General features: G+C 67.7%; 11 protein-coding genes, 1 other RNA gene and 1 pseudogene. 8 read left to right on the forward strand and 5 right to left on the reverse strand.

Annotated elements, in window-relative coordinates:
* Positions 1-159 precede the first annotated feature (159 nt).
* The 7 genes from recQ (at position 160) to ssrA (ending at position 7,145) form a co-directional block, all read left to right on the forward strand.
* Positions 160-2,040 carry a DNA helicase RecQ gene (gene recQ, locus AC5W7N_RS18115; protein ID WP_416383069.1) on the forward strand — a complete coding sequence of 627 codons (1,881 nt, stop codon included), beginning with the start codon at positions 160-162 and terminating at the stop codon, positions 2,038-2,040.
* Between the two features lie 135 nt (positions 2,041-2,175).
* Entirely contained in the window at positions 2,176-3,309 is a 1,134-nt protein-coding gene (locus AC5W7N_RS18120; protein WP_490724722.1) for a metallophosphoesterase, read from the forward strand.
* A gap of 174 nt (positions 3,310-3,483) precedes the next feature.
* Positions 3,484-3,720, forward strand: a complete 237-nt coding sequence (locus AC5W7N_RS18125) for a WLR motif membrane protein (protein WP_163809667.1) — start codon at positions 3,484-3,486, stop codon at positions 3,718-3,720.
* Positions 3,721-3,927: 207 nt separating this feature from the next.
* Entirely contained in the window at positions 3,928-4,434 is a 507-nt protein-coding gene (locus tag AC5W7N_RS18130) for a MarR family winged helix-turn-helix transcriptional regulator (protein WP_228806357.1), read from the forward strand.
* A 55-nt stretch (positions 4,435-4,489) separates the two neighbouring features.
* Positions 4,490-6,085 carry an MDR family MFS transporter gene (locus tag AC5W7N_RS18135; RefSeq protein ID WP_495924148.1) on the forward strand — a complete coding sequence of 532 codons (1,596 nt, stop codon included), beginning with the start codon at positions 4,490-4,492 and terminating at the stop codon, positions 6,083-6,085.
* A gap of 132 nt (positions 6,086-6,217) precedes the next feature.
* The gene (gene smpB, locus AC5W7N_RS18140; protein ID WP_163809669.1) at positions 6,218-6,694 is read left to right on the forward strand and encodes an SsrA-binding protein SmpB; all 477 of its coding nucleotides are present in this window, start codon (positions 6,218-6,220) and stop codon (positions 6,692-6,694) included.
* An 83-nt stretch (positions 6,695-6,777) separates the two neighbouring features.
* Positions 6,778-7,145, forward strand: a transfer-messenger RNA (tmRNA) gene (ssrA, locus tag AC5W7N_RS18145).
* Between the two features lie 316 nt (positions 7,146-7,461).
* On the opposite strand, the pseudogene AC5W7N_RS18150 reads toward ssrA, so the two are convergent.
* From AC5W7N_RS18150 to AC5W7N_RS18160, 3 genes and pseudogenes are all read right to left on the reverse strand, one after another.
* Positions 7,462-8,632: pseudogene (locus AC5W7N_RS18150) on the reverse strand (serine hydrolase domain-containing protein).
* A 162-nt stretch (positions 8,633-8,794) separates the two neighbouring features.
* The gene (locus tag AC5W7N_RS18155) at positions 8,795-9,496 is read right to left on the reverse strand and encodes a DUF899 domain-containing protein (RefSeq protein ID WP_495921914.1); all 702 of its coding nucleotides are present in this window, start codon (positions 9,494-9,496) and stop codon (positions 8,795-8,797) included.
* A 174-nt stretch (positions 9,497-9,670) separates the two neighbouring features.
* On the reverse strand, positions 9,671-10,447 hold the full coding sequence (locus AC5W7N_RS18160; RefSeq protein ID WP_194990117.1) for an SDR family oxidoreductase: 777 nt from the start codon (positions 10,445-10,447) through the stop codon (positions 9,671-9,673).
* Positions 10,448-10,554: 107 nt separating this feature from the next.
* On the opposite strand from AC5W7N_RS18160, the gene AC5W7N_RS18165 reads away from it, so the two are divergent.
* Complete coding sequence (locus AC5W7N_RS18165; RefSeq protein WP_490724718.1) at positions 10,555-11,166, forward strand: TetR family transcriptional regulator; 612 nt, start codon at positions 10,555-10,557, stop codon at positions 11,164-11,166.
* Between the two features lie 68 nt (positions 11,167-11,234).
* Here AC5W7N_RS18165 and AC5W7N_RS18170 read toward each other — a convergent pair whose 3' ends face one another.
* Positions 11,235-11,831 carry a hypothetical protein gene (locus tag AC5W7N_RS18170; RefSeq protein WP_495921915.1) on the reverse strand — a complete coding sequence of 199 codons (597 nt, stop codon included), beginning with the start codon at positions 11,829-11,831 and terminating at the stop codon, positions 11,235-11,237.
* Positions 11,832-12,049: 218 nt separating this feature from the next.
* Entirely contained in the window at positions 12,050-12,247 is a 198-nt protein-coding gene (locus AC5W7N_RS18175; protein ID WP_163809682.1) for a hypothetical protein, read from the reverse strand.
* Positions 12,248-12,394: the final 147 nt, after the last annotated feature.

Consider the following 12,394-nt stretch of genomic DNA (forward strand, 5'->3'; position numbering starts at 1 on the left):
TAGGACCTGGGCACAGGCCGAGCCGGGACCGCCGGCTACCCGGAGTTCGCCGTCTCGGGGCGTTCCGTCGAGCGACGAGTTGTCCACATGTGCGCAACATCGGATGCCGCCCAGGTCGCCCTCGCACACGACCTTCGGCTGTCGCCGTGGCCTCGTAGGATGGGCCGCGTGGAAACACCCGACGCCCCCACCGCCGCACACCGCATCGTCACCGATGCCGAACCCGATGCGGCACAACAGGTTTTACGTCGGGTGTTCGGATACGACAGCTTCCGCGGCGACCAGGGCGCGATCGTCGACCATGTGGTGGCGGGCGGTGATGCGCTGGTTCTCATGCCCACCGGTGGCGGCAAATCGCTGTGCTATCAGGTTCCCGCGCTGGTGCGGCCCGGCGTCGGCGTGGTGGTGTCGCCCCTGATCGCGCTGATGCAGGACCAGGTCGACGCGCTCAGCGCGCTCGGCGTACGCGCCGGGTTCCTCAACTCGACACAGAATCCGGACGAGCGCCGGATGGTCGAGGCCCAGTACGTGGCGGGCGAGCTGGACCTGTTGTACCTGGCGCCGGAGCGGCTGCGCCTGGAATCCACGGCCAGGCTGCTCGAACGCGGCAAGATCGCACTGTTCGCGATCGACGAGGCCCATTGCGTCTCGCAGTGGGGCCACGACTTCCGGCCCGACTACCTGGCACTTTCGCTGCTGCACGAACGCTGGCCCGACGTTCCCCGGATCGCGCTCACCGCCACGGCCACCGAGAAGACCCGCGACGAGATCATCGAGCGTCTCGACCTCGGCGGCGCCCGCCGGTTCGTGGCCAGCTTCGACCGGCCCAACATCCAGTACCGGATCGAACCGAAGAACCGCCCGGAACGTCAGCTCCTCGATTTCATCCGCGCCGAACACGCCGGTGACGCGGGCATCGTCTACTGCCTGTCGCGCAATTCGGTGGAGAAGACCGCCGCCTTCCTCACCGAGAACGGCATCAGGGCCGTGCCGTATCACGCGGGCTTGGACAATCGCACCCGCGCCGAGAATCAATCACGGTTCCTGCGGGAAGACGGGCTCGTTGTGGTCGCGACCATTGCCTTCGGGATGGGGATCGACAAGCCCGACGTGAGGTTCGTCGCCCATCTCGATCTGCCCAAATCGGTGGAGGGCTACTACCAGGAAACCGGAAGGGCCGGCCGCGATGGCCTGGCGTCCACCGCGTGGATGGTCTACGGGCTCAACGATGTGGTGCAGCAGCGCAAGCTCATCGACGCCTCGGACGGCGACGCCGCGCACCGCAGGCAGCTCCAGCTACACCTGGACGCGATGCTGGCGCTGTGCGAGACGGTGAACTGCCGCCGCACCCAGCTGCTGGCGTATTTCGGCCAGCGCGGCGAACCGTGTGGCAACTGTGATACCTGCCTGAACCCGCCCGAATCCTGGGACGGCACGGTCGCGGCGCAGAAGCTGCTATCGGCTGTGCTGCGGCTGAAACGCGAGCGTGGGCAGAGCTTCGGCGCGGGGCATCTGATCGACATCCTGCTCGGCAAGAAGAACCCCAAGGTGCTCCAGCACGACCATCACGAACTCACGGTCTTCGGCGTCGGCACCGACCTGCGCGATACCGAGTGGCGAGGGGTGGTGCGGCAATGCCTGGCGCAGGGTCTGCTCGCGGTGCACGGCGAATACGGCGTGCTCACCCTCACCGAAGCCGGAAACGCGGTGCTGTTCGACGGGCAGAAGGTGATGCTGCGCCGCGAACCCGAACGGCCCGCCCCCACCCGCGCCGCGCGCGCAGCGAAATCCGCGAAGAACCCGCCGGTCGACCTCGCACCCGAGGATCTCGCGCTGTTCGAGAAGCTGCGCGAATGGCGTGCGGCGACGGCCAAGGAGCAGGGCGTTCCGGCCTACGTCGTCTTCCACGACGCCACCCTGCGCGATATCGCCGCCCGCAAACCGGCCGACCTGTCCGGGCTCGGCGCCGTCGGGGGAGTGGGTGAGAACAAGCTGGCCAAGTACGGCGAGCAGGTACTCGAGGTCTTGGCCGCGCACTGATCGCATGGCCTGCGACCGAACAGGCGGCCGACGGGATGTGAAATCTCGACCCCTCAGATCAACCGATCAGATCGTGTAGTTCAGGATGGCTGCGAAGCGTCAGCGGAGCATCCCGGCAAGTGGACGGAGGCAGGCATGAGCGGGTCGGAGCCCGGAGGTCGGAGCTTGCGTGGTCGCGCGGACCGTGGTGACGGCGCCTCCCGGATCGGCCGCCGTGAGCTGCTGACCGGTGCGGCTGCCGCGGCGGCCGGTCTGACGCTCGTCGGCCTCACGCCGGCACAGGCGATGCCGGTGGCCGAGGGCGTCGGCAAATTCCCCTTTCCTACCGGCGGCGACAGTGTCCGCGTGCTGGTCACCGGCGACGCGGGCACCGGCACCCGATCCCAGTGGGCGGTCGCCGACGCCATCCGGGCGCTTCATCGGCGGGAACCCTTCGCCATGGCGCTCGGCCTCGGCGACAACATCTACGAAAGTGGCCCGAACAGCAACGAGGATCCTCAGTTCGCGGCGAAGTTCGAAGATCCCAACGCCGGCCTTGATTTTCCGTGGGCGATGGTGCTGGGCAATCACGACACCAGCTCGGTCTTTCCCGGCGACGGCGGATGGCTGCTGCGCGGCGACCACGAGGTCCGCTACCACGCGCACTCGCCGCGCTGGTGGATGCCGAGCCGCTATTACTCGGTGCGGGTCCCCGAACGCAACCCGGTCGTCGAGTTCTTCGTGCTCGATCTCAACCCGCTCGCGGCCTATCTGCCACCGCTGTTCACCCCGTACTGGGCAGTCGACGGCCAGTTCATGAACGAGCAGCGCGCCTGGCTCGATCGTGCCATCGCCGAGTCCCCGGCCACCTGGAAGATCGCCTGCACCCACCACCCGTATCTGAACAACGGACCGCACGGTGATGCCGGCCGGTACGAAGGACTGCCGGTCGAGCCGATCAACGGTGTGCATGTGAAGCGGTTCTTCGACGATCACGTCAACGGACGCTGCCATCTGATCCTGTCCGGCCACGATCATTCATTGCAGGTCCTGGAGCAGCAGCCCGAGATGAAGGGCACTCGTCAGATCGTCTCCGGTGCCGCTGCGAAGACCGTCGGCGCCGAGCCGAGGGTGCTGCCCGATACCGCTCACGGCGCCCAGTTCCAGAGCTTCCACCAGCTCGGATTCATGGTCATGGAGCTGGCGCCCGGCGCGATCGAACTGCGGGTACATACGGTGGACCCGGCCTCCGGAACGTCCACCGAGGAATTCCGCCGCCGGATCGCCTGATCGACCGCCGCATCGCGTGGCGGGGCGACAGTCGCCTCGCTCGATGAGTCCGGCCGAGGCGGAATGCGGCGTTTGGCCGCTGGATGCCGCGCAACTCGGGGCGGAGCCCGGTCGGACGCGCCGCCGGCGGCCCGAATTCCGGCGTGCTGCGACGCGGCGGGTTACCGTCACGCCATGGCATCCGGTGACGGCTCCGAAAACGGCGAGGTGTCGGGCGGCTCGTCGAACTCCGAGGCGCCCGATCCGAGCCCCGCGCGCGAGCATCGAGCAGACCCGGTCGTCGAGACCGTCTGGTTGAGCCGCCGCCGAGCCCAACCACGGCATCCGGGCCGGCCCCGCCTCTCCACCATCGCGCTGACGCTGCTGTTCATCGCCCTGCTCATGCTCTATGTGGTGCTGCGCCCGAACTGACGGCTGACCCGCACGGGCAGACGCACCCGAGCGCCCCGCGAGCGCGCACAATCACGCACAGGTCCCCATCGACACTCGTGTCCAGCGGGCGCCTCGCACATTGCGGCGCCCTCCATCGGCCTGCGCTGTGATCCATCCGACCACAAACTAGTTGATTAGCGAAAGCAACCAATATATAGTTGCTTACCGCAAGCAATCATTCTCGGTTTGGAGACCGGCATGGCAGTGTCACGCGATACCGCCCAGGATCTGACCAGGGAGCTCTATCTCATGGGCCGCGCGATCCGCGTAGCCATCGCCCACCCGGAAGAAGGTCAGCTCCTTCCCGGTGGCATCGGCGTCCTGGTGGTGCTGGAGGGAGCAGGGCTCATTCGTCAGGTCGACCTCGCATCGCACCTGTGCATCAGCCCCTCGGCGCTGAGCCGGCACGTCACCGACCTGGTCGCGGAAGGCTATGTCATCAGGCAGGCCGATCCGCACGACGGTCGCGCGACGCTACTGCAGGTCACCGACGCCGGTCGCGACCTGTTGCGGCGCATCCGGATCTCCCGGGCCAAGCGCATGCAGGAGGCGCTCGCCGACTGGGACGAAGACGAGGCCGCACAGGCCTGCGTCGCCATCGAGAAACTCAGAAACGCACTGGTCGCGCGCGTCCAGCACACCATGACCGCCGATCGGCCGGTTCAGCTAGAAAGTCAGGGAGTAGATGTCTAGTCAACACAACGGGGTGGCTTCCGCCGAGGCGGTGACACAGCGAGACCCCTACGCGATGACCCATCGCGAAGTACTGGAAGCGATGACCGGCTTGCTGGCCGCGCTGTTCACGGCACTGCTCAGCACCACGATCGTGGCCACCGCCCTGCCCACCATCATCGGCGATCTCCAGGGTTCCCAGACCGCCTACGCCTGGGTGATCACCGCCGCACTGCTGGCCACCGCCGCCTCCACCCCGATCTGGGGCAAGCTCGCCGACCTGTTCAACAAGAAGACGCTGGTCCAGATCTCCATCGTCATCTTCGTGGCCGGTTCGGTGCTCGCCGGCTTCGCCCACAACGTCGATCTGCTGCTCGCCGCGCGCGTCGTCCAGGGCATCGGCATGGGTGGTCTGACCGCGCTGGTGCAGGCCATCATCGGCAGCATCGTCGCGCCCCGCGAACGCGGCCGCTACTCCGGCTACATGGGTGCGGTCATGGCCGTGTCGATGTCGGGCGGCCCCATCCTCGGCGGCGTGATCGTCGACAGCCCGCTCGGCTGGCGCTGGTGCTTCTTCGTCTGCGTGCCGCTGGCCGTGATCGCACTCGTACTGCTGCACCGCACCCTGCGCCTGCCCACCGAGCGCAAGGACGATGTGTCCATCGACTGGCTCGGCGCCGTCCTGCTGACCGCGGGCGTGTCCATCCTGCTGATCTGGGTCTCCTTCGCGGGTAAGGCCGGCTATTACGAGTGGGTGTCGCGGGAATCGGCGATCTACGTCGGCGCAGGCGTGCTCCTGCTGGCCGCCACCATCTGGGTCGAGTCCAAGGCGAAGTCGCCGATCATCCCGCTGCCGATCGTCACCGAACGCACCACCGGCCTGGCCATCATCGCCTCCATCGCCGTCGGTGTCGGCATGTTCGGCGCGACCACCTTCCTCGGTCAGTACTTCCAGACCGCGCGCGGCTACTCGCCGACCGTGGCGGGCATGCTGACCATCCCGATGGTCGCGGGCATGCTCATCGCTTCGGTCGGCTCCGGGCAACTGATCACCCGGTTCGGCAAGTGGAAGGGCTTCGTCGTCGGCGGTGCGCTGGTGCTGGTCGCGGGGTTCGCGCTGCTGTCGACCCTCGACCACGCGACGAACCTGTGGCTGGTCGCGGTCTACATCACCATTGTCGGCCTCGGCGTCGGCAGCCTGATGCAGAACCTGGTGCTCGCCGTGCAGAACACCGTCAGCGTGCACAACATCGGTGCCGCGTCGAGCGCGGTGGCCTTCTTCCGCACCTTCGGTGGTGCGATCGGGGTGTCGGTGCTCGGTTCGGTGCTCGCCACCAGGGTGAGCGATCTATCGGCCGAAGGGTTCGCCAAGCTCGGCATCCACCCGTCGTCCTCGGGCGGCAGCAACCTCGATATCGGCGCGCTGCCCGGACCGATCGCCACGATCGTGCGCACCGCCTACGGTGACGCGACCGGCCGCATCTTCCTGATCGCGACGTTCGCCACCGTGGTCGCACTGCTCGCGACCCTGCTGCTGCCGAACCGTCCGCTGCGGACCACCATCGACATCGATCCCGCGCTGGATCCGATGCGCGATACGCACAACGGCGAGTCCGACCCGGCCGAACTGCTCGATCCGGTGCAGCAACCCGAGCGCGTGCTGCAGAAGTAACGTCCACCCGCTCGCCCGGCAGGTACCGGAACATCCGGTACCTGCCGGGCTCACGCGCGGGCAGGGCCGTAACGACCTGGGAATAATCCGGTTGCGCCGCCGCTTTAAGGTTGTCGTCATGGAGGAGCCGTCATGAAGGAAAAGGGGCGCAAGGTCATCGCGACCAACCGCAAAGCGCGGCACAACTACACCATCCTCGACGTCTACGAGGCCGGGATCGCGCTGGTCGGCACCGAGGTCAAGAGCCTGCGTGAAGGCAAGGCCTCGCTGGTCGACGCCTTCGCCACGGTCGACAACGGCGAGGTGTGGTTGCGTGGCCTGCACATCCCGGAGTTCAGTCACGGCACCTGGACCAACCACTCGCCGCGGCGGGTGCGCAAGCTGCTGCTGCACAAGCGGGAGATCGAACGCCTCGTCGGTAAGTCCCGGGAGGGCAACCAGACCTTGGTGCCGCTGTCGATGTACTTCTCCGACGGCAAGGTGAAGGTCGAACTCGCCCTCGCGAAAGGCAAGCAGGACTACGACAAGCGGCAGGATCTGGCCCGCCGCACCGCGGAACGCGAGGTCACTCGCGAACTCGGCCGCCGGGTGAAGGGCATGAGCAGGTGAGCCGGATGACGGCCGGAAAATGGGAATGAATGCCGGTCGTCGAGGTGTTAACATGACTAGCCCGGCAAGGTGCCGGGACGTACGGGGCTGAACGGTTTCGACTGCGTACGTTGATTCAGGGGAAGCGTGTCGGTGCAGGCAAGAGACCACCGTAAGCGTCGTTGCAACCAATTAAGCGCCGATTCTCATCAGCGCGAGTACGCTCTCGCTGCCTAAGCGAAGCGTCTCTGTCGGCCCGGGATAAGCCCTCGGTCCCGGTGCCGGCATCAGCTAGAGGGCTCACCGTTCTACTCGGTCGCGGAGTAGAACGGGACATCTCACAGCGACTGGGATCGTCATCTCGGCTTGTTCGCGTGACCGAGAGATCCGAGCAGAGACACAGCGAACTGCACACGGAGAAGCCCTGAAGACGCGACGGAGGACCCGGGTTCGATTCCCGGCAGCTCCACCAAACGGAGGCGAGTGCTCGCGAAGAGCGCTCGCCTTTTTGGTGGAGCTGGGTGTTTTGTGGGGGCGCAGCCCCCACGCCCCGCCCGGCGGGCTTCGCCCCCGGACCCCCACCGGGGATTTCCTGTCCGGTAAGGCTTGTCGCCGGACCCTCCCCAGGGTTTCCTGTCCGGTGAGGCTTCGCCGCCGACTCCCGGCCCCTCTCGGGTTCGGATCCCGGGTGTCTGCGGCCTTGCTCGGGCCTCGCGCGACCCGCGACCGTACCGGGCGGTTCGTTCCGGTGACTGATGTACTCCGGGCACTCCAACGTTCGTTCCCGGTCAGAGGGCTGGTGGTGGGCGATCGGGGACCAGGAGGGTGCCGATCTGTCTGCCGGCGTCGACGGCGTTGTTGCGGGCGGCGTCGGATCTCGGTCCGAGCGTCACATAGGCGACGATGGTGGTGTCGGTGGTGGTGTCGTAGTAGGCGACGCCGTCGTAGCCGCCATAGGACGGGTTCATGAACAGCCAGTCGCCGAGGTGGACGACGCCGAATGCGAAGTACTTCTCGCGGGTGAGGGGGCCGACGCCGGCCGTCGACGGCTCCATCATCTGCCGGAACTGGTCGGCGGTGAGCAGTTCGCCGGTGCCGAGTGCCCGCACCCACCGGCCGATGTCGGCGACGGTCGAGGTCATGTCGCCGCTGTGCAGGAAGGCGGTCGGGTTCCAGAAGGTGGAGTCTTCGAAGATGTTTCGCTCGTTGGTGTAGCCGTGCAGGATCGGCCCCTCGATCTGCGGGGTGAGTACCACTCGGCTCGCACCCATGCCCAGGGGATCGAGGATGTGTTCGGCGATCAACTCGCCCAACGGTTTGCCCGCGGCCTTTTGCAACACTTCACCGAGCACCACGAGGTCGCTGTGGGCGTAGGGCGAAGTCGGCCCCCGGTGCGAACAAGGGCGGTCTTGTTTCGGCGCGGGCGAGCAGTTCGTCGGCCGTCCAGGTGCGGAAGGGGTTCTCGCCGAAAATCTTCAGGAATTCCGGCTCGGTCACATAGTCGGCGATGCCGGACGTGCTGTCGGCGAGCATGCGGGGGGTGATCGCGTCGGCGCGGGGGAACTCGGGCATCCAGCGCGCGATGGGCTCGTCCAGCGACAGCACGCCCTGGCCGTCGAGCCGCCACAGCACCGTCGACAGCATCGGTTCCATCGGCTGGCCGACGCGCAGCCGCATGTCGGCGGCCGCGGGCACGCCCAGCGGTGAATCGCCGAGCGCGCCGAGCGCGAGCTGCTCATCGCCGCGCCACACACCGAACACCGCCGCGGTGAGGTCCAGTTCGCCCATCGCATCGCGCATGAGCTCGGTGATCTTCGCGGTCTCCGGACCGTCCGCGCCCGCTGTGGTGTCCGAACCGGCATCCCGGTCCGTGCTACAGGCGCCGGCGACGAGGATGAGCACGATCGCGAGCACCGCCCACGGCCGGCGATGCCCCTCGTATCGGGTGGACTCGCTCATGACGGCGACCCTTCATGGAGGAAAACGGCCCGACCAGCGTCCTCGCAATCTACGCCGCCCACTCCCCGTTCGATAGAGCCGAACGAATCGGGTGCGGCGATGGTGCGGAAAAGGCGGCGGGGCGGCGGGCATCGGCCGTGGGCACACCGGTACCAGATCGCGTCACGTACTCATCGACGGATCCGGTTCGCCATACGCGGCGGCGATGTCTTCGGAGCCCATCCACCCGCTGTAGGCGGGTGATTGCGGCCAGCCCTCGGGCGAGTCCTGCCATTCTTCCTGCCTGCCGTAGGGGAGGAGGTCGATGAGCGCGAAGGTGTAGCCGAGTTGTTCGACGCCGCGGCCGTCGGTGTGCCAGGTGCGGTAGACGGTGTCACCGTCGCGCAGGAAGACGTTCACCGCGAAGGCCGCGTTGGGTGGGGCGCCCACATCGGCGCCGAAGGAGCTTTCGGCGGTGGAGTACCAATCCATCTTGTTGCCGACCCGCCGCTTGTAGGCGAGCGCCTCATCGATCGGTCCCTGGGTGACGATCACGAAGCGGGCGTCGTAGTTGTCCAGGAACTTCAAGCGGGTGAACTGCGAAGTGAAGCTGGTGCAGCCGCCGCACTGCCATTGCTTGCCCGGGAACCACATGTGGTTGTAGACGATCAACTGCGACTTGCCCTCGAAAACGTCCACCAGCCGTACCGGCCCGTCCGCGCCCTCCAGCGTGTAATCCGGCATCCGCACCATCGGCAATCGCCGACGCTGCGCCGCGATCGCGTCGAGCTCCTTGGTCGCGGCCTTCTCCCGAGCACGCAGCGCGGCGAGTTCACGCTGCCAGGTCTCGGCGTCGACGATGGGCGGCAGTGCGGTCTTGCTCATGAGTTCCTCCCTGACGGGTCTACACATCCGGCTGTAGATGCAGACCCCGCCCGCCCGCCGAATTCATCGGTCGACGCGCTACCCGGTCGGAAAGCCAGGATGCCGACGTCCGGACCGGCCGGGCCGGGTGCAGCTGCCCTCGGCTCGGATGGTCATTCGGAATCTCCTTGCGCGCTACCAGGTCTGCTCGCCGCGCAGCACCGCATCCGCCCCACCGTCGACGAACACCACCTGGCCGGTGATGTGGGAGTTGGCCGGGGAGGTGAGGAAGTCGAGCAGGGGAGCGATCTGCTCGGGCCGGGCATGGCCGTGCAGCGGCATGGGGACGGCGCCGTCGATGGCTCGGCGGCCCTCTTCGGTGTCCAGCATGGGCTGGATCATCGGCGTCACGATAGTGCCGGGAGCGATGGCGTTCAGCGCGATCCCGGCGCCCGCCCAATCCGGTGTGATCGCTGTGCGCCGTACCCATCGGGCGATCGCGGCCTTCGACGACGCATAGATCTGCGCGCCGTCACCGCGTTCGATCGCCGCCTGGGCGGCCTTCACGGCTGTTTGCTCGTCACCTGCCAGTGCGGCGTCGACGGTCTCGGCGTCGGTGGGATGCAGCGAAGCCACCGACGAGATCACGACGGCCCGGGGATCGGTGCCTGCTGCCAGCAGCGGGCGCAGCCCGGCCAGGGTCGCGACCGCGCCGAAGTAGTTGACCCGGATGGTCAACGGATCGAACAGCGCCACTCCCGCACACGCGATCACACCGTCGAGCCGGCCGTCGGTCATCTCTCGTGCGCGGGCGACGAGATCACTGCGACCCGCGTCGGTGGCGAGGTCGACGGTGATGTCGGCCCCGCGCAGATCCGCGCCGATCACGCGGATCCCGCGAGCGCGCAGGTAGTCGCTGGTCGCGGCGCCGATGCCGGAGGCGCTGCCGGTAATCAGGAAAGTGCGGGGCATACTCTGCCCTTTCTGGCGAGGTGAGTGCGCATGAGGTGCGCATCTGTGACAGAACGCCAGTTTGTGCCACAGTGCTAATGTGTGTCAAGACACATCGAGGAGGACATGTGATCGACCAGGAGCTGTCGCTGACGGACCGGCGACGGCAGGCGGTCCGGCTGGATATCGCGGCGGCCGCGTCCAGGCTGTTCCTCGATCGCGGGTTCGACGCGACGTCCGTCGACGACATCGCACGCTCGGCCGGGATCTCGGTGCGGACCTTCTACCGGCATTGTGAGGCCAAGGAGGACACCCTCACCCCGATCGTCGTCGCCGGTATCCGCGACTTCGTCGGCTACCTGGCCGCACGGCCGGCGCACGAGCCGGTGGAAACCGCTGTGCACGAGGCATTCGTCGAGGCGTTCCGCCGCGATCGGTACGCCCACATCGTGCCGACCCGTGACCTTTTCGTCCTGCTCACCTCGGTGCCGGGCATCCGCGCGCGGTGGATGGTCGCGGCCAACGATCTCGCCGACGAGCTGCGTCCCGTCATCGGTGAGCGCGCTGGGTTGGCTCCGCGGAGCCTGGAAGCCCGGTTGCTGTCACACACCTTGATCGGCGCTCTGACGGTGGCGTTGGAGCACTGGGTCACCTGCGATCCGGACGATCCGTCGGGCCCGGTGGACGCCCCGAGCGTGGCGGCTTCGGCGTTGTCGGTGATCCGGTTCGAACGGTCATGAGCCGCCCGTTCTGGATCGGTGCGGCGAGGTAGCCCCGCCGGCCGGAGATACCGGCCGGCGTCCGGCACTCACCGCGTGAAATCGAGTCCGGCTCCGGCCAGGTAGGTGGCGGTGATGGAGCCGTCGGGGTGTTTGTGGCCGTAAGCGGCGATGACGGCGCCCGCGGAGATGTCGGCGACCTGGGAGCCGAACAGGACGTGGACCTTCGTCGCCGGCGTGGTGCGGACGGTTGTCGTTGTGCCGAAAAGGCTTTCGATCTGCAAGGTGGCGCCGTCGGTGGCGGCGACTCGGCCGACGGCGATCATCCGCCCCTGCGGACCGGTAGCGGGACCGGGTGCCGGCGCGGGGGCGGGTGTGCTGGGGGCCGGTGCGGCGGTGGCTCGCGGCGGGTCGACTTCGGGTGCCGGGGTGCTCGGGGCGCGATGGCCGGTGAACAGGGCGATGAGCACGGCCAGGAGCGCGACCACCGTGGCGGTTCCGCCGAGTAGCAGCGTGGAGTGAGTGCGTGGTGTGGCGGGGTCCGGACCGCTGTGCACTGCCGCGTTGCCGGGATCGTGCGCCGGGGTCTTCGGATACGCCCTTCGGTCGGCCGGGTCGGAGGCGTTCGCTCGCACACCGGTCTGCGCCTGCGCGAGGCGGGACCACGGCGTACTCGACTGCGGCATAGATCACAGCGTAAGGGTGGCTTGACGGGGAGTATCGCCACTGGCGGTGAGTGGTGGTCGTCGCTGGGACGTCGCATTCCGCAGGGGCAGAACTGGATTCGGCGGTACAGGTACGTCGTATGCCGGGGGCGGCTCGACAAGCGCTCGCGGCACGATCGGCCGCCGCGTATCGAGCTCACGAGTGCCGGGCCTCGTGGGTCGAGGAGAGCCGGTCGGTCTCAGCTCGCGGGACGCAGGATCCGTAGCGTGAAGAACAGGCCGAGGGCGAGGGCGACGGTGGCGGGGAGGGCGGTGCTCAGGGCTCCGGTCAGGGCGGCGATGCCGGCGGTGAAGATGAGGCAGGCGGCGATGGCCAGCAGCGCGGTGCCCCATTCCATGCCGACGATCCGGGCGGGTCGGTGGCGCAGTGCTGTCATGACCGGGGAGTACCCATGCTGTCCAGCAATCAAACCGTTATCGGCGCAGCGGTGTCCGTTATGTGCCGCGATCTGCGGTTTGTCCGGGCTGTTCGCTCGTCGCAATGCCATGATCGAGCCTTTCTCGGCGTTCATCCGCCCGCGCGG

This window comes from Nocardia sp. CDC519, assembly GCF_059509835.1.